Origin of the sequence: Pseudomonas sp. MOIL14HWK12:I2 (genome assembly GCF_000510745.1) — a bacterium.
In the GTDB taxonomy this organism is placed as follows: Bacteria; Pseudomonadota; Gammaproteobacteria; order Pseudomonadales; family Pseudomonadaceae; genus Chryseomonas; species Chryseomonas oryzihabitans.
The window spans coordinates 93701-109787 of the sequence record NZ_KI783313.1 but is presented as its reverse complement, the minus strand read 5'-3'; the positions used below and the strand labels follow the sequence as shown (position 1 = coordinate 109787).

The following is a 16087-nucleotide window of genomic DNA, read 5'->3' as shown; positions in this document are numbered from 1 at the left end:
AGAGGCGCCTCCACCGCTGGGCAAGCCGGTGGAGCTACGGGAGGGGCTACTCCGAGGTGCTCAGCACGCCACGGCGCACCTGGTCGCGCTCGATGGATTCGAACAGGGCCTTGAAGTTGCCCTCGCCAAAGCCGGTATCGCCCTTGCGCTGGATGAATTCGAAGAATACCGGCCCCAGCAGGGTCTGGGAGAATATCTGCAGCAGCAGGCGACGCTCCCCACCTTCGGAGGTACCGTCGAGCAGGATGCCGCGGGCTTTCAGCTCTTCCACCGGTTCGCCATGGTTGGGCACCCGGCCTTCGAGCATCTCGTAGTAGGTCTCCGGCGGCGCGGTCATGAAGCGGGTACCAGAGGCCTTGAGCCGATCCCAGGTGGCCACCAGGTCATCGGTGAGAAAGGCCACGTGCTGGATGCCCTCGCCGTTGAACTGCATGAGGAATTCCTCGATCTGCCCGGCCCCCTTGGAGGATTCCTCATTGAGCGGGATACGCACCAGGCCGTCCGGCGCGGTCATGGCCTTGGAGGTCAGCCCGGTGTACTCGCCCTTGATGTCGAAGTAGCGCAACTCGCGGAAATTGAACAGTCGCTCGTAGAAGTCTGCCCAGTAGGCCATGCGCCCGCGATAGACGTTGTGGGTCAGGTGATCGATCACCTTGAGACCAGCCCCCACCGGCTTGCGCTCGACTCCCTCCAGGAACACGAAGTCGATGTCGTAGATCGAGCTGCCCTCCTCGTAGCGATCGATGAGGTACAGCGGCGCGCCGCCGATACCCTTGATCGCCGGCAGGCGCAATTCCATCGGCCCGGTGGGCATGTCCACCGCCTGGGCGCCCAGCTCCAGCGCCTTGGCATAGGCGTGGTGGGAGTCGCGGCAGCGAAAGGCCATGCCGCAGACCGAGGCGCCGTGTTCGGCGGCGAAATAGGCGGCATGGCCGGTCTTTTCGCGATTGACGATGGCGTTGATGTCGCCCTGGCGAAACAGCACCACGTCCTTGGAACGGTGGTTGGCGACGTGAGTGAAGCCGAGGCTTTCCAGCACGGGTTCGATGACATTGGGCGTGGGCGAGGCGAATTCGATGAACTCGAAACCCATGAGGCCCATGGGATTTTCAAACAGATCGGCCATGATTGGCTCCTTGACGGGTGACGTGACGGACGTTGCCGATAACGCGGGCTAGCAACCCGTCAAGGGCGGCGCGCAGGAAATGCCACGCACGCTACGCGCCAGGAAATCACCCAGGATGAGCTGACAGCCGAGCAGCTTCATGAGGCCACCCGCACCGGGGCATCGGACTGCGCCTCGGGGTGTGCCTGCTGCAAGGCCGGATGCGCGCCGGCCAGGGCCTCCACCCGCTGGACGCGTGGATAGGACGCCAGGTCCACCTGGAAACGCCGCGCCGCATAGAGTTGGGGCAGCAGATAGACATCCGCCAGCCCCACCTCACCGAAACAGAAGCCACTGGAGCCGATCTGCGCCTCCACTGCCGCCAGGCCCTCGCCGATCCAGTGCGAGATCCAGTCGAGCACGGCCGGCTCTTCCAGGCCCAAGCCGCGCAGGCGGTTGAGCACCGAGACGTTGTGCAGCGGATGGACATCGCAGGCGATCAGGGCGGCAACACCCCGATGGCGGGCGCGCAGCAGCGGATCGGTCGGCAGCAAGGGCACGGCCGGATAGCGCTCTTCCAGGTATTCGAGGATGGCGGGCGACTGGATCAGCACCTCGCCGCTGTCGAGGCGCAGGCTGGGCAGCCGCCCCTGGGCATTGAGCGCCCGGTAGGCCGGCTGGTGCTGCTCGCCGGACAGCAGATTGACCGGTACGGCTCGGTAGTCCAACCCCTTCAGCGCCAGGGCCAGGCGGACCCGATAGGACGAGGTGGAACGGTAATAGGTAAAGAGGTCCATCGAAACTGCCCCACGCTTGCCTGTCGGCTTCTTATTATGCGTAAGCTGATTACGTTACGTGGAATCTGCGCCGGCCCGGATGGCTTGTCAATGCCGCCTGGGTCGGCCAATACCCGCTCGCCTAGTCTGCAGCCACTACCCGACCGCGACATTCGCCGAAGCCGATCGTGGGCAGCCCGGGCCGCTGGCAGCGCGCCCGGAGGATGACCTCATCACCGTCTTCCAGAAAGGTACGGGTCTCGCCGCCTGGCAGCTGCAGCGGCTGCTTGCCGCCCTGGGTGAGCTCCAGCAGGCTGCCGCAGCTGTCGGCGTCCGGCCCGGACAGGGTGCCCGAACCAAAGAAGTCGCCGGGCTGCAGGGCGCAGCCATTGACGGTGTGATGGGCCACCATCTGCGCCACCGTCCAGTACATGTTCAGGGTGTTGCTCAGGGCGATCCGCTGGGCGGGGTGCCCCTGCTCCGCCATGCGCGGCGTGCGCAGCAGCACTTCCAGCTCGATGTCCAGGGCCCCCTGGGCCTGGTCATGCTCGTCGTACAGATAGGGCAAGGGCTGGGGATCCCCGGCGGGTCGTGCCGGCTGCGCCTGGCGATAAGGGGCCAGGGCTTCCGCGGTGACGACCCACGGCGACAGGGTGCTGGCGAAACTCTTCGACAGGAAAGGCCCCAGGGGCTGGTATTCCCAGGCCTGGATATCCCGCGCCGACCAGTCGTTGAGCAGGCAGAAGCCGGCGATATGCTCGGCGGCGTCACCGATGGCGATGGACTCGCCCTGGGCGTTGCCCGGGCCGATCCAGATGCCCAGCTCCAGTTCGTAGTCCAGCCGCCGACAGGGGCCGAAGACCGGGGCGTCCTGTCCGGGCGGCAGCGTCTGGCCCTTGGGTCGCCGGAACGCCTCGCCAGAGACCCCAAGCGTCGAGGCGCGGCCGTGGTAGGCGATGGGCACGTGCTTGTAGTTGGGCAGCAGCGGATTGTCCGGACGGAACAGCCGGCCGATCTGGGTGGCGTGGTGGATGCCGACATAGAAGTCGGTGTAGTCGCCGACCCGCGCGGGCAGGTGCATCCGGCAGGCGCTCTGGGGCACCAGCAGGTGTTCGCCCAGCTCTTCGAGGTGCTCGCGTTGCGGATGGTCGGCGCGCAGCAGCGCCTGCACGGCCTGGCGCAAGGCGACCCGCGCCGGCCGGCCGGCGGCGAAGAAGGCATTGAGCGTCTCCCGGGCGGCCAGTTCGGCGGCCCGCTGGGCCTCGCCACGGAACAGCCCGGCTTCGAGGGCGAAGCCCAGGTCGAGGATGAAGTCACCCACCGCCACGCCGCCGCGGGGCGTCTCCTCGCCGCGACTGAACACACCCAGCGGCAGGTTGTGCAGGGAGAAATCCGCATGGCCGTTGGCTGAGGCCACCCAGCTGGGCAATTCGTGGGTCATGCCGATTCTCCCGCGCCGGGCGCGACAAAGGTCTTGGTGAGGCCTGCCCAGCAGACGTCGTAGTCGGGCTGCAGCAGCGGCGAGGCCAGGGCGTGACGGGTCGGCCGCAGGACGCGGCCGGTTTCGAACATGAAGGCCATGGTGTTCTCGATCCTGTGCGGCCGCAGATCGGCGGCGATGGCGTTCCGGGTGGACACCTCGTCCGGGCCATGGGCGCTCATGCAGCTGTGCAGGGAGGCGCCGCCCGGCGCGAAGCCATCGGCCTTGGCGTCGTAGGCGCCCTGGATCAGGCCCATGAATTCGTTCATCAGGTTGCGATGGAACCAGGGCGGCCTGAAGGTGTTTTCCGCGACCATCCAGCGTGGCGGAAAGATCACGAAGTCGATATTGGCCACCCCTTCGCTGGCGCCCGGCGCCGTCAGCACGGTGAAGATCGAAGGATCGGGATGATCGAAACTCACCGTACCCAGGGTATTGAAGTGGCGCAGGTCGTATTTGTAGGGCACGTTGTTGCCATGCCAGGCGACCACGTCCAGCGGCGAGTGATCCAGCTCGGTCTCCCAGAGTTCGCCGAGGAATTTCTGCACCAGCCGGGTGGGTCCCTCCAGATCCTCGAAGCGGGCCACGGGTGCCTGGAAATCCCGCGGATTGGCCAGACCGTTGCTGCCGATCGGGCCCAGCTCGGGCAGCCGCAGGGATCGCCCGTGGTTTTCGCAGACATAACCCCGTATCGGTTCGCCCGCCGCTACCTCGACGCGGAATTTCAGGCCGCGTGGAATCACCGCGATCTCCAGCGGTTCGAGGCGCAGCAGGCCCAACTCGGTCACCAGCTCCAGACGTCCCTGCTCAGGCACGATCAGCAATTCCCCGTCGGCGTCGTAGAAGACGCCGGTCATGCTGGCATTGGCGGCATAGCGATAGAGGCTGACGCCTTCGGCCTGATCGGCTGCGGCGGTGGCGACGATCCGCTCCAGGCCGGCGAGAAAATCGGTGGCGACTGCCGGCATCGGCAAGGGATTCCAGCGCAGGCGATTGGGCGTGGGGGCGCCCAGTTCCGCGCCGGTCAGCTGGACGGTGCAGCGCTGAAAGCGGCCATGGGCGGCCGACGGCCGGAGCCGATACAGCCAGGAGCGTCGGGCCTCGTGGCGCGGCACGGTAAAGGCCGTGCCGGAAAGTTGCTCGGCATAGAGACCGAAGGGCGCGCGTTGCGGCGAGTTCTGCCCGATGGGCAGGGCACCCGGCAGCGCCTCGGAGCTGAAGTGATTGCCAAAGCCGGACTGGTAGCTCACTGGCGGTGCTACTTGTTCTTGTTGGCTCAACGGGGCCACCCATTATGCGTAACAGGTTTACGCAAAAAGTAAATTGAACCTGGCGGAGCGTCAAGCTATAACGCTGCCTTTCCACGGCGATCGAATCGATGACAGACATTCCTAAAGCAGCACCCCCACGGCGGCAGAAGGTGCAGGCGGCCGAGGTCGGCACCGATATCCTCAAGGCCCTCGCCGAGCTGGCACCCTCCACGTCCCTGTCGCGCCTGGCCAGCCACCTGGACATGCCCGCCAGCAAGGTGCATCGCTACCTGCAGGCGCTGATCGCCAGCGGTTTCGCCGAGCAGGATCCACGAACCAATCACTACGGACTCGGCCAGGCGGCCCTCTTCGTCGGCCTGGCCGCCCTAGGTCGACTGGATGTGGTGAAGCTGGCGGCGCCGGTGCTGGCCGACCTGCGCGACGAGGTCGGCGAGACCTGCTTTCTGGCGGTCTGGGGCAACAAGGGCCCGACGGTGGTGCTGGTGGAACAGGCGGTGCGCGCCGTCACCCTGGTGACCCAGGTCGGTTCGGTGCTGCCGCTGCTGGGCTCGTCCACGGGCCTGGTGTTCAACACCTTCCTGCCGGATGCCGAGACCGCGGCGTTGCGTGCGGAAGAGTTGCGCCAACCGGCTGCGCCCAGCGCCGCGACCCTGGCGGAGGCCGCGCGCCAGCTAAGGGAAACCCATATCCAGCCGGTGCACGGCCTGCTGATGGCGGGGGTCAATGCCCTCTCCGCGCCGCTGCTAGGAGCCGGCGGCCGGCTGGCCGGCGTCCTGACCGTGGTCGGTGCCGCGCCAGGCTTCCAGGCCGAGGTCAAAAGCGCCGCCGCGCTGCATCTGCGGGCAGCCGCCCAGGCCATCAGCGGGCGGCTGGGTGGAAAGCTCTGACGATTGGCGTCGCAGTGCAGCTTTCAGGAGCGCCGATGGTCCCGGCGGCGCTCCGCTTGATCCTTTCTACCCTCCATTCGGCTAAAGGATCCCCCAGACTGGCCGTTTGCCATTAAGCTTACTGTTAGCGCGTTTATCATTGGCGCACTGCTTTATGGTGATCCCTTCATGACTGCTCTTTCCTATCGTGATCGCAACCAGGCTCTCAACGACTCCCTGGGCAAATTCTGGCAGGTCGCCAAACCCGTGGTTCAGGCGGCCATGGCCATTCATGTGGCGTTGCTGGTCGTTTTCATCCTGCTCGACCAGATCCTGATGGCCTGGGCCAACGTGCTCAGCATCGCCGCCTACGTGGGCTGCCTGACCGCCCTGCGCCAGCGGCGCTATCGCATCGCCAGCCTGACCATGAGTTGCGAGATCGTCGCCCACGCCTGGATCGCCACCTGGCAACTCGGCTGGGACAGCAACTTCCACTACTACGTGCTGTGCATCCTGCCGATCGTCATCTACAACTACCGCACCGCGCCGATCCGCCATCTGCTGCTGGTCTCCGGCATCCTGGTGACCCTGGCGGGCGGCTATCTGTTGCACCCACCCGCCACCCTCGCGCCCCTGGCGATGAAGCTGTTCGGCACCATCAACATCATCAGCGCCCTGGGGCTGCTGCTCTACGGCACCGGCGCCTCCTTCCACCACAGCACCAAGATGCAGCTGGACCTGCTGCACTCCGCCAGCCACGACAGCCTCACCAACCTCTACAACCGGCGGCGGATTCTCGACCAGGCGGAAAAGCACAGTGGCGTGAGTGGCAGCCTCATCCTCTTCGACGTCGATCACTTCAAGCACATCAACGACCGCTTCGGCCACGACTGCGGCGATCTGGTGCTGCAGGGGATCGCCGACGTCATCCGCCGCGAGGTACGTCATTCCGATCTGGCGGCGCGCTGGGGTGGCGAGGAATTCCTGGTGCTGCTGCCCCAGGCGCGAACCGAGGTGGCCTGGGGCGTGGCGGAACGCATCCGCCAGCGCCTGACCGAGGTCACCGAATCACTCGAACGCGGTCCGGCGCGGGTCACGGCCACCCTGGCGGTCTGCGAGATTCGCGACTGCGAAGCCTTCGCCAGCGCCCTGGAGCGTGCCGATCAGGCGCTCTACCGGGGCAAGCAGGAAGGCCGCGACCGGGTGATGCTGGCGGCCTGAGCCCCGTCCGCCCTAGACCACGAAGCGCTGCAGGGCACCGTGCAGATCGGCGGCCAGGGCAGACAGCTGCTGGCTGCTGGCACTGGTCTGCTGGGCGCCGGCGGCGGTCTGGTTCGCCGCGTCGCGGATCAGCGTCAGATTGCGATCGACCGCCGCCGTGGTAGCCGTCTGCTCTTCGGTGGCCGCGGCGATGGCGTCATTGCGCTGGCCGATGGCGGTGATGGCCTGAGTGATGCCTTCCAGCACCTGCCAGGTGGCCTGGGCCTGGTCGCGGGTATGGCTGGCCTGGAGGCGACTCTGATCCAGGGCGATCACGGTCTTCTCGCTGACCTGCTGCATGCCGCCGATCAGGCCTTCGATCTCGCGGGTGGAGTCGCCCGTACGGCTGGCCAGCCCACGCACCTCGTCGGCCACCACGGCAAAGCCACGCCCGGCTTCCCCGGCACGGGCCGCCTCGATGGCGGCGTTGAGCGCCAGCAGGTTGGTCTGCTCGGCGACGTTGCGGATCACGTCGAGCATCTTGCTGATGCCCTTGGACTGCGCGGCCAGCTGGTCCGCCTGGTTGGCCGCATCGTCCACATTGCCCACCAGCTGGGTGATGGCGGCCAGCGTCTGCTTGACCTGCGCCTGCCCCTGCTTGGCCTGATCGACGCAGCGCTGCGATTCGGCGGAGGTGGAGGTCGCGTGCTCGCACACCGCCTGGACCGCCTGATTGAGCTGGGTGACGGCATTGGCCGCATGCTGGATATCGGTCGTCTGCTGCTCCAGGTTGCGGCAGCTGTCATCCATCACGGCGCTCACCTGGGTCGAGGCCGAGGCCAACTGCTCGGAGGCATTGCCGGTGTGGGCCAGCACCTCGCGCAGATTGCCCTGCATGCGCTCCAGCGCCAGCAGCAGCATGGCCGCCTCATCGCGTCCCTCGGGCTGGATGTTCTGCCGCAGGTCACCCGCGGCGATGCCGCCGGAGATGTCCAGGGCCTGGCGCAGCGGCTGCACCACGCTGCGGGTCAGGCGCCAGGCCAGCAGCAGTAGAAGCAGAATGGCACCACCTATGACCGACCAGACGATGGCGCGGGCCTGGACGAACTGGGCGTTGGCCACCTCCTTGGCCTGGGCGGCGCCCTGCTTGTTCAATTCGCGCAGGAGTTGCACCTGCATGTCCATCAGATCGCCCTTGAGGCCGACCACGGTATCCAACTGTACCCGCGCGGCCGGGATCTGCTGCTGCTCGATTAGCCGCACCTCCTCGCGCAGCCCTTCCACAAAGGGCTGGTAGGCGTCGTGCAGCGCCTTGATCGAGTCACCCTCGGTCGCGTCGGTGACGACCGGCGCATAATCCCGGAACAGCTGGTCGGTCTCGTTGACCAGTTGCTCCAGGGTGACGCGGCTCATGGCCACGGCGCCCGGATCCTCGGCATTGAGCAGCACCACCGAGGCCTGGTTGCGCAACTTGCCGAGGTTGATCGCCAGGGAATCGGCAATGGCGATACTGGGCAGCCAGTCCTGCTCCATGCTCAGGGCCTGTCGGCGCAGCTGCTGCATTTCCCACAGCGAAAAGCTGCCCAGCCCGGCGAGCAGCACGGCGGCAAAGGTAAAGGAACACAGCATCCGCGGGCCGGTCTTGAGCGTTCGCAACCAGGAGCGGCGGGACAGAAGGCGAAAGGGGGCAAGGATACGAAGCATGGGGGCGTCACTGCATGAAGACGGTCAAGCACAGGAGCCTAGGCAAGCAAGATGTCGGACTGATTACAAAATGCCTTCATCCAGATAAATCTGACGATTGCGACAAAAGATAACTGGGGCTAAGGTCCGCCCCTCTGTCCGCCAACCTGCCCGCCGCTGTCATGACTACCCCTACCGCCAAGGCTTCGTCCTTCCAGATCCTGTTGCTCGGCATCGCCCAGATCCTCGTCTGGGGTGGCTCCTTTTTCATTCTGGCGGTGCTCGCCGATCCGGTGGTCCGGGAAACCGGCTGGTCCCGGCAGTGGGTCTATGGCGGACTTTCCCTCGGGGTGCTGGTGTCCGGCCTGCTGGCACCGGCGTGCGGCCGCCTGATCGCCCGCCAGGGGGGCCGCACCTTGCTGTCGCTGAGCGGCCTGGGGGTGGCGGCCGGGCTGGTGCTGATGGCCAGCGCCCAGCAGTTGCCGGTGTTTCTGCTCGCCTGGGTGGTGATGGGCATCGGCATGGCCGCGGGTCTGTACGATGCGCTGTTCGCCACCCTGGGCACCTGCTACGGCACCCAGGCCCGTTCGGCCATCAGCGGTATCACCCTCGTATCGGGCTTCTGCACCGCCATCACCTGGCCCGTAGCCGCCTTCCTGGTCAGTCACCTCGGCTGGCGCGGTGCCTGCCTGGCCTATGCGGCCGTCCTGCTGCTGACGATCTGGCCGCTCTATCGCCGCGCCCTGCCCGCACCGGTCCTCGCCACCCAGGCACCCCGGACCGGCCAGGCGGCATCGGCCGTGCCGGTCAACCGGGCGCTCTACAGCGTGCTCACGGCACTCTTCACCCTGGGCGCGATGCTGATGACGGCAATTTCCGTCCAGCTGATCACCCTCCTGCAGGGGCTCGGCTACAGCCTGGCGAGTGCGGTGGCGCTGAGCACCTGCCTGGGGCCGAGCCAGGTGGCCTCGCGGATCATCGACCTGCTCAACCGCAATGGTCACCCGCTGTGGACGGCCCTGGCCTCGGTGGTCTGCACGGCCGCCGGCCTGCTGCTGGTGACCCTGGGGCCTGGCCTGGTCTGGGTGACGGTCGTGGGTCTGGTGATCTTCGGTGCGGGCAATGGCCTGCGGGCGATCATTCGGGGCGCCCTGCCGCTGGCGCTCTGGAATCCGGCGGAATACGCCACCGTCCTGGGCCGCATGGCGCGCCCGGCGCTACTCGGCCAGGCGGCCACGCCCCTGCTCTGCGGCTATGTGCTGGAACATCACGGCCCCCAGGCGGTGCTGGCCCTGCTCTGCCTGCTGGCGCTGATCAACGTGGCCCTGGTCGCCTGGCTCAGAGCGCTATTCAGCCGTGCCCCGGCCTAGTCGCAGGCGATTTCCAGAGGGACCAGGCGCAGCTTGATACCGGTGCGGCGCAGGGTAAGGATATCGCCCTCGCGCTGTCCGACCTCGTCGCCCAGGGTACTGCGGAGCGTCTCGCCGAGCAGCCGCGCATAGGTCCGCGGGTCCTCGCCTTGACAGCTCTCGGCGATATGCAGCTCGCCCTGGAGCAACTTGCCGGCCGTGCGCCCGCTGGTGAGATCCACAAGCAGGTAATCCTGGTCGGGCTGATAGTTGAAGGTCATACGAATTCCCCGGCGACTGTAGCCATGGGAACCGATCAGGGCGGGTTGGTTCAGGACGTCGGGTTGCCTTCCTCGTCCAGGCGGTTGCGCAACATGACCAGGGTCTCGCGCAGATCGTCCAGCCCGGCATCGCCCAGCGCGCAGACCTGCCGCACCCGGCTGTTGACGCCGTTGGCCTGGTCACGCAGCGAGCGACCCGCTGGCGTCAGTTCGATCGACAGGTTGCGCTCGTCCTCGGCGCTGCGCCGACGCGTGACCAGCCCGGCCGCTTCCAGGCGCTTGACCACGGGGGTCAGGGCACCGGAATCCTGCCGCAGTCGATTGGACAGTTCCTTGAGCGTGAGGCCGTCATGCTCCCAGAGCACCAGCATGATCAGGTACTGCGGGAAGGTCAGGCCCATGCTCTCCAGCAGGGGTTTGTAGAGTTGCGTCATCGCCAGCGAAGCCGAATACAGGGAAAAGCACAGTTGCTGGTCAAGGAGCAGTGGATCTTTGGCTGTCATGGGATCTGCCATTACAAAACGTGAAAAGAGTGGAAGGTGCAAGCGCCCCAACGCGAGCCGAAAGGCCGCCTGGCGTGAGTTCGGTTGCCGGAAACATCCGGTAACTGGCACTGGATTCCGATACCACAGGATGCCACAGTGAGCGGCTGGACATAAATAATAAGGGTAATACCTGCATGGCCGTTTCCTCTGCCACGCCAGCCGTTCCTGGCGAAACCCCCACCGCCGCCCTGCCCGGCGCCTCGCCGATGGTGGCGGGCATTCTGGCCTCCTGTGCTCTGGCCCACCTGATCAACGACCTGATCCAGTCCGTCCTGCCCTCGATCTATCCCATGCTCAAGGATAGTTATGGTCTGACGTTTACCCAGATCGGTCTGATCACCCTGGCCTTCCAGATCACCGCCTCCCTGTTGCAACCCTGGATCGGCTTCCATACCGACCGCCATCCTAAACCCTATCTGCTGCCCGCCGGCATGGTCTGTACCCTGATTGGTGTACTGCTGCTCGCCTTTGTCGGCAGCTTTCCCGCGATCCTGGCCGCCTCGGCGCTGATCGGCGTCGGCTCCTCGACCTTCCACCCGGAAACCTCGCGGGTAGCGCGCCTGGCGTCGGGCGGTCGCTTCGGCCTGGCGCAATCCACCTTCCAGGTCGGCGGCAACGCCGGCACCGCCATCGGCCCCCTGCTGGCCGCCGCCATCGTCATTCCCTATGGCCAGACGCATGTCGCCTGGTTCGCGCTCTTCGCGCTATTCGCCATCGGCGTGCAGTACGGGCTGTCGCGTTGGTATCGCAATCACCTGCGCAGCGCCAAGGGGCGCAAGGCCGCCGCGGTCAGCCATGGCCTGTCGCGCGGTCGGGTGACCTCCGCGCTGATCGTGCTGGCGCTGCTGGTGTTCTCCAAGTACATCTACATGGCCAGCATCACCAGCTATTTCACCTTCTATCTCATCGAGCGCTTCGGCCTCTCGGTCGCCAGCTCCCAACTGCACCTCTTCCTCTTCCTGGGTGCGGTCGCGGCCGGTACCTTCTTCGGCGGCCCCATCGGCGATCGCATCGGCCGCAAGGCGGTTATCTGGTTCTCGATTCTGGGCGCGGCGCCCTTCACCCTCGCCCTGCCCTACGTCGATCTGTTCTGGACCAGCGTGCTCAGCGTCATCATCGGCTTCATCCTGGCTTCGGCCTTTTCGGCGATCGTGGTGTACGCCCAGGAACTGGTCCCGGGCAACGTGGGCATGATCGCCGGCATCTTCTTCGGCCTGATGTTCGGCGTCAGTGCCATCGCCGCCGCGGGCCTGGGCAACCTCGCGGACCACCACGGCATCGAATACGTCTACCAGCTGTGCTCCTACATGCCGCTGCTCGGGATCCTCACCCTCCTGCTGCCCTCCACCCGCCGCAAGGCGGCCTGAGGTGCAGGCCACGGGAGCGCGAGGCTCCCGTGGCGAAGCGCTGCGCCACCCGCTACGCTGGCCGCCCCTGAGCCTTTCGCCGAGTCGCGATGAAGAGTCCCCTGCACTACCTGGTCCGTTATCCTTCCGCCAACCTGCTGTTCATCCAGCTGCTCGGTCTGCTGCTCTACCCGCTGGTGGAACAGGAAGAGCATGGCCGCGCCATCATCGGCGCCTTCGGCATCATCGTCCTGGCCACCGCTCTGCGCATGGTGCGGCGCAGTCCGACCATCCAGTGGCTGGGGTTCATCCTCGCCGGCTGCATCCTGGTGCTCACGGTGCTGGTGGAATGGCACGGCAATCCCCACCTGGTGGTATCCCTGGCCATTCTTGACTCGATCTTCTACTTCTATGCGGCAGGCAGTCTTATCGCCTACATGATGGAAGACCAGCGCGCGACCACCGATGAACTCTTTGCCGTGGGTGCGACCTTCACCCTGCTGGCCTGGGCCTTCGCCCACGCCTACTCGGCCTGTCAGATCCTGCAGCCCAACAGCTTCACCGCGGCCAACGACCCCCTGGCTGCGCGGACCTGGACCGAGCTGCTCTATGTCAGCTTCGCCATCCTCTCCGGCGTCGGCCTGAGCGATATCTATCCGGTCAAGCCGATGGCGCGCTCGCTGGTGATGCTCGGCCAATTCTCCGGCGTCATGTACATCGCCCTGGTAGTGACGCGGCTGGTCACCCTGACTGTGCGCAGCCGCTAGCCGAATCGCGCCAGGCTGAAGCTGTCGAGATCGATGTCGCTGCGGCCGGTGGTCACCCGCTGGGCGAGCGCCTCGCCCAGCGCCGCCGAATGCTTGAAACCATGCCCCGAGCAGGCGCTGACCACGGTCACGCCCGGCAGCGCCGGATGTTCGTCGACGATGAATCCGAAGTCGGGTGTCACGGTGTAGGCGCAGACCGCGCTGCGCACCGCCCGGTCTGCAAGACCGCCAACCCACCTCCCGACTTGATTACCGAACAGCTTGCTCGATTCTTCCGGGTGAATCGATCGATCCATGCCTACAGGGGTGGTATTATCCTGGTACTGCTCCGTGGCGACCTTGACGGCGTTTTCGCCTGGCAAGGGAGGAAAGCCGTAGAAGAGATCGCTGTCGCCACTGCCATGGGCAAGGATGAAGCTGGGTGAATCCGCCGGAAAGAGCCCGGGCCTGGCGATTTCGAACCAGTGCAGCGTCTGCCGACAGACGCGCAGCAGCCGGTCGAAAGGTGCGCCCAGCAATTCAGCGCTCCACATGCCGGCAGCGACGATGACCCGCTTCGCCCGCCAGCGCCCTTGCGCCGAATGCAGCAATACGCCCTGCTCGTCCGCTTCCAGGCGCTCGATGACGGTATCGGTATGGACCTGGGCGCCCCGCTCGCGCGCCCCGTCCAGTTGCGCCTGGATACAGGCTTCCGGATAGAGATAACCGCCGCCTGGTTCGAAATAGCCCAGGGCATCGTCTGCCACGCGAAATTGCGGAAAGCGCTGGCGAATGGCGACGCCGTCCCAGGCTTCATGAGGGATCCCGTACTGGCGCGCCAGCTCCAGGGTGGCCCGGGTGAAATCCGGGCGGCCATGATGGGAGGTCGCCGTCGCGGTGGCGGTCATGATCAGCACCCCGCATTGCTCGAACAGCCGGGCGCCCCGCTCCGCCTCCAGCTCGCGCCAGAGGTGCTGCGAACGGATCGCCAGCGGTACATAGGCCGCGCCCTCGCCCACGGCCTGGCGGGTGATGCGGGTGACGCCGTGGCTGGAGCCCAGGTCATGGGGTGGCGCATAGCGATCGATGCCCGCGACCCGGACCCCACGCTTCGCCAGCTGGTAGAGCGTGGCCGCCCCCATGGCGCCCAGGCCCAGGACAATGACGTCATGAATCGCGCTGGTCATCTTACCCCCTGCTCTTTTTCGCTTATCGAGCGGCGAACGCTAGCAGGGCGAGCTGTCCGGGACCAAGGGCGGAATCAGCAATGGGCGGTCATCGTCCCCATCAGGTGTTCGCGCGAAGGAGTCGAACGGTAGAAGTTCACCCCCCTATAGGGGTGGTATTAAGTGATGAACGATGCAGGGCCGTGTAGCGACGAGGACGGTTCCGGCCCATCGTGCTATGCGTGGTGCCGCCTCAACCACCAGGTGAGGAGTCCGGTTGCCGGACTCTTCACCTGGTCACCCTCCCCGACCTCAGGTCATGCCCAACCAGTTCGGCAAGGCCAGGGACAGATAAGGTACATAGGTCACCAGGATGAGGAAGGCCAGCATCACCAGCAGCCAGGGGGAAACGGCCCGGATGGTCGTGGTGAGCGGCATGCCGGTCACCGCTGAGGTGACGAACAGATTGAGGCCCGTCGGCGGCGTGATCAGCCCGATCTCCATGTTGACCACCATGATGATCCCCAGATGGATCGGATCGATCCCGAGCTGCACGGCGATCGGGAACAGGATGGGGGCCAGGATCAGGATGATCGCCGACGGCTCCATGAAGGTGCCCGCGATCAGCAGCACGATGTTCACCACGATCAGGAATTCCATCGGCGAGAAGCCCTGGTCCACCACCCAGCGGGTGATCGACTGGGGAATCTGCTCGGTGGTCAGGACATGGGCGAAGAGCATGGCGTTGGCGATGATGAACATCAGCACCACGGACAGCTTGGCCGCGTCGATCAGCACCCGATGGCACTGCCGCAGCTGCATGTCCTTGTGCACGAAGACCGCGACGATGGCGGCGTAGATCGCCGAGACCGCCGCCGCTTCCGTGGGCGTGAACATGCCGGAATAGATGCCGCCAAGGATGATCACGATCAGCATCAAGCCCCAGATGGCGCGCCGTCCGGTCCGCAGCACCTCCTTGAAGGAAGCTCGCGGTAGCGCCGGAATGTTCTTGATGCGGGCGATGATGTAGATGGTCACCATCAGCACCAGGCCCAGCAGCAACCCCGGCACCACCCCCGCCATGAACAGCTTGCCCACCGAGGATTCGGTGGCCGTCGCATAGACCACCATGACGATGGAGGGCGGGATGAGGATCCCCAGGGTGCCGGCATTGCAGACGATGCCGGCGGCGAATTCGCGCTTGTAGCCCGAACGGACCATGCCGGCGATGACGATGGAGCCCACCGCGGCCACGGTGGCTGGCGACGATCCGCAGAGGGCGGCGAACAGCATGCAGGCCAGGATCGCGGCGATGGCCAAGCCGCCCCGGATATGGCCGACGCAGGCGTTGGCGAACTCGATCAGCCGATGAGCCACCCCGCCCGTGGTCATGAAGGCTCCGGCCAGGAGAAAGAACGGGATCGCCATCAGGGTGTAGTGCTCGCTGGTCTCGAACAACTTGATGGCCAGCGAGCGCACCGAGTCGTTGCTGAACAGCAGGATGGTGAGGGCACCGGAAAGCCCCAGGGAAACGGCCACCGGAATGCCGATGAACATGAGGGCGAACAGCGCCAGGAACAGGAAGGTAATGGTCATGGCTGGCGCTCCGTGCCGTGCTGGCCGTCGACGAGTCGGAGGGCATCCTCGGCTTCGCTATGGCCCCCGAAGCCGCTCTGCTCGTTGCGCAGAATGCGCAGGAACACCTCGACGAAGCGGATGAGCATCAGGGCGAAGCCGATCGGCACGATCATGACGATATGCCACTGACGCAGACCGAAGCGGTCGAGGTCCTCGGCGCCGATGTTGGCGTTCATCAGCGCCGCCACCCATTGTTGGCTGGAATAGGTCATCAGTCCGCAATAGAAGATACAGATGCCGACCGCCAGCAAGGCCACCGCCTTGCGCAAGGCGGGTGGAAAGGTCTTGACCAGCAGATCGACCCCCAGGTGAGCGCCGATGCGCACGCCCCAGGCCAGACCGATAAAGATCAGCCAGCCGAACACCGCCTTGGTCAGGGCGATGCTCCAGGTCATTTCCTGGGAGACGAAGAGCAGGCCGTCCCCCATGGCCAACAGGGGTTCTTCCAGAAAGGCGCTGCGATCGGCCAGATAATAAAAAACGGCGTATACGTTGTTGACCACCACGTAGACGAAGGTGATCAGGGTCATGACCGCCAGCAGGAAGGCGACGAGCGCTTCCTCCAGCCGGCACCAGAGACGGGTCACGGCAGACATACGAACCTCCAACAGGCACTGACAGGGGGCGAAAGAAGG

General features: G+C 65.7%; 15 protein-coding genes and 1 pseudogene. 5 read left to right on the top strand and 11 right to left on the bottom strand.

The features are described 5' to 3' along the window. Nucleotides 1-46 precede the first annotated feature (46 nt). From hppD to hmgA, 4 genes are all read right to left on the bottom strand, one after another. Complete coding sequence (gene hppD, locus PSK12I2_RS0116830) at nt 47-1126, bottom strand: 4-hydroxyphenylpyruvate dioxygenase (RefSeq protein WP_027599266.1); 1080 nt, start codon at nt 1124-1126, stop codon at nt 47-49. Between the two features lie 137 nt (nt 1127-1263). Continuing rightward, the gene (maiA, locus tag PSK12I2_RS0116825) at nt 1264-1902 is read right to left on the bottom strand and encodes a maleylacetoacetate isomerase (RefSeq protein WP_027599265.1); all 639 of its coding nucleotides are present in this window, start codon (nt 1900-1902) and stop codon (nt 1264-1266) included. A gap of 121 nt (nt 1903-2023) precedes the next feature. Next, nucleotides 2024-3322: a fumarylacetoacetase gene (gene fahA, locus PSK12I2_RS0116820; RefSeq protein WP_027599264.1), complete on the bottom strand. Its 1299-nt coding sequence runs from the start codon at nt 3320-3322 to the stop codon at nt 2024-2026. Next, the gene (gene hmgA / locus PSK12I2_RS0116815) at nt 3319-4641 is read right to left on the bottom strand and encodes a homogentisate 1,2-dioxygenase (RefSeq protein WP_037007804.1); all 1323 of its coding nucleotides are present in this window, start codon (nt 4639-4641) and stop codon (nt 3319-3321) included. Before hmgA ends, fahA begins: the two co-directional genes overlap by 4 nt. 98 nt (nt 4642-4739) lie before the next feature. On the opposite strand from hmgA, the gene PSK12I2_RS0116810 reads away from it, so the two are divergent. Then, the gene (locus tag PSK12I2_RS0116810) at nt 4740-5519 is read left to right on the top strand and encodes an IclR family transcriptional regulator (RefSeq protein WP_027599262.1); all 780 of its coding nucleotides are present in this window, start codon (nt 4740-4742) and stop codon (nt 5517-5519) included. A 168-nt stretch (nt 5520-5687) separates the two neighbouring features. Then, the gene (locus PSK12I2_RS0116805) at nt 5688-6719 is read left to right on the top strand and encodes a diguanylate cyclase (protein WP_027599261.1); all 1032 of its coding nucleotides are present in this window, start codon (nt 5688-5690) and stop codon (nt 6717-6719) included. 12 nt (nt 6720-6731) lie between these two features. Here PSK12I2_RS0116805 and PSK12I2_RS25595 read toward each other — a convergent pair whose 3' ends face one another. Together PSK12I2_RS25595 and PSK12I2_RS25590 are read right to left on the bottom strand one after the other, a co-directional pair. Further along, nucleotides 6732-7508 carry a methyl-accepting chemotaxis protein gene (locus PSK12I2_RS25595; RefSeq protein WP_371100803.1) on the bottom strand — a complete coding sequence of 259 codons (777 nt, stop codon included), beginning with the start codon at nt 7506-7508 and terminating at the stop codon, nt 6732-6734. Nucleotides 7509-7586: 78 nt separating this feature from the next. After that, nucleotides 7587-8402, bottom strand: a pseudogene (locus tag PSK12I2_RS25590) (MCP four helix bundle domain-containing protein); the annotation flags it as partial. 161 nt (nt 8403-8563) lie between these two features. Here PSK12I2_RS25590 and PSK12I2_RS0116795 point away from each other — a divergent pair. Then, nucleotides 8564-9751, top strand: coding sequence for an MFS transporter (locus PSK12I2_RS0116795; protein ID WP_037007801.1), 1188 nt, complete (start codon nt 8564-8566; stop codon nt 9749-9751). On the opposite strand, the gene PSK12I2_RS0116790 is transcribed toward PSK12I2_RS0116795, so the two are convergent. Both PSK12I2_RS0116790 and PSK12I2_RS0116785 read right to left on the bottom strand, forming a co-directional pair. After that, nucleotides 9748-10011 carry a hypothetical protein gene (locus PSK12I2_RS0116790; protein ID WP_027599258.1) on the bottom strand — a complete coding sequence of 88 codons (264 nt, stop codon included), beginning with the start codon at nt 10009-10011 and terminating at the stop codon, nt 9748-9750. The two genes, PSK12I2_RS0116795 and PSK12I2_RS0116790, sit on opposite strands and share 4 nt — an antisense overlap. Nucleotides 10012-10061: 50 nt before the next feature. Then, nucleotides 10062-10514, bottom strand: coding sequence for a MarR family winged helix-turn-helix transcriptional regulator (locus PSK12I2_RS0116785; protein ID WP_007161805.1), 453 nt, complete (start codon nt 10512-10514; stop codon nt 10062-10064). 176 nt (nt 10515-10690) lie between these two features. Between PSK12I2_RS0116785 and PSK12I2_RS0116780 the strand changes: the two genes are divergently transcribed. Next, entirely contained in the window at nt 10691-11923 is a 1233-nt protein-coding gene (locus PSK12I2_RS0116780; RefSeq protein WP_027599257.1) for an MFS transporter, read from the top strand. 89 nt (nt 11924-12012) lie between these two features. Next, nucleotides 12013-12669, top strand: a complete 657-nt coding sequence (locus PSK12I2_RS0116775) for an ion channel (protein WP_027599256.1) — start codon at nt 12013-12015, stop codon at nt 12667-12669. Here PSK12I2_RS0116775 and solA read toward each other — a convergent pair. From solA to PSK12I2_RS0116760, 3 genes are all read right to left on the bottom strand, one after another. Next, nucleotides 12666-13835 (bottom strand): N-methyl-L-tryptophan oxidase, encoded by a 1170-nt coding sequence (solA, locus tag PSK12I2_RS0116770; RefSeq protein WP_027599255.1) that lies wholly within the window; start codon nt 13833-13835, stop codon nt 12666-12668. The genes PSK12I2_RS0116775 and solA overlap by 4 nt on opposite strands. 291 nt (nt 13836-14126) lie before the next feature. After that, complete coding sequence (gene dctM / locus PSK12I2_RS0116765; RefSeq protein WP_027599254.1) at nt 14127-15410, bottom strand: C4-dicarboxylate TRAP transporter large permease protein DctM; 1284 nt, start codon at nt 15408-15410, stop codon at nt 14127-14129. Continuing rightward, entirely contained in the window at nt 15407-16048 is a 642-nt protein-coding gene (locus PSK12I2_RS0116760) for a TRAP transporter small permease (protein WP_027599253.1), read from the bottom strand. Before PSK12I2_RS0116760 ends, dctM begins: the two co-directional genes overlap by 4 nt. Between the last annotated feature and the right edge of the window lie 39 nt (nt 16049-16087).

What these genes read in the sequence shown, in the direction of transcription:
- dctM (WP_027599254.1), bottom strand. Translation starts at nt 15,410, where the DNA reads ATGACCATTACCTTCCTGTTCCTGGCGCTGTTCGCCCTCATGTTCATC.
- PSK12I2_RS0116785 (WP_007161805.1), bottom strand. Translation starts at nt 10,514, where the DNA reads ATGACAGCCAAAGATCCACTGCTCCTTGACCAGCAACTGTGCTTTTCC.
- maiA (WP_027599265.1), bottom strand. Translation starts at nt 1,902, where the DNA reads ATGGACCTCTTTACCTATTACCGTTCCACCTCGTCCTATCGGGTCCGC.
- PSK12I2_RS0116810 (WP_027599262.1), top strand. Translation starts at nt 4,740, where the DNA reads ATGACAGACATTCCTAAAGCAGCACCCCCACGGCGGCAGAAGGTGCAG.
- PSK12I2_RS0116805 (WP_027599261.1), top strand. Translation starts at nt 5,688, where the DNA reads ATGACTGCTCTTTCCTATCGTGATCGCAACCAGGCTCTCAACGACTCC.
- hppD (WP_027599266.1), bottom strand. Translation starts at nt 1,126, where the DNA reads ATGGCCGATCTGTTTGAAAATCCCATGGGCCTCATGGGTTTCGAGTTC.
- PSK12I2_RS0116795 (WP_037007801.1), top strand. Translation starts at nt 8,564, where the DNA reads ATGACTACCCCTACCGCCAAGGCTTCGTCCTTCCAGATCCTGTTGCTC.
- PSK12I2_RS0116775 (WP_027599256.1), top strand. Translation starts at nt 12,013, where the DNA reads ATGAAGAGTCCCCTGCACTACCTGGTCCGTTATCCTTCCGCCAACCTG.
- PSK12I2_RS0116780 (WP_027599257.1), top strand. Translation starts at nt 10,691, where the DNA reads ATGGCCGTTTCCTCTGCCACGCCAGCCGTTCCTGGCGAAACCCCCACC.
- PSK12I2_RS0116760 (WP_027599253.1), bottom strand. Translation starts at nt 16,048, where the DNA reads ATGTCTGCCGTGACCCGTCTCTGGTGCCGGCTGGAGGAAGCGCTCGTC.
- solA (WP_027599255.1), bottom strand. Translation starts at nt 13,835, where the DNA reads ATGACCAGCGCGATTCATGACGTCATTGTCCTGGGCCTGGGCGCCATG.
- fahA (WP_027599264.1), bottom strand. Translation starts at nt 3,322, where the DNA reads ATGACCCACGAATTGCCCAGCTGGGTGGCCTCAGCCAACGGCCATGCG.
- PSK12I2_RS0116790 (WP_027599258.1), bottom strand. Translation starts at nt 10,011, where the DNA reads ATGACCTTCAACTATCAGCCCGACCAGGATTACCTGCTTGTGGATCTC.
- PSK12I2_RS25595 (WP_371100803.1), bottom strand. Translation starts at nt 7,508, where the DNA reads ATGGATGACAGCTGCCGCAACCTGGAGCAGCAGACGACCGATATCCAG.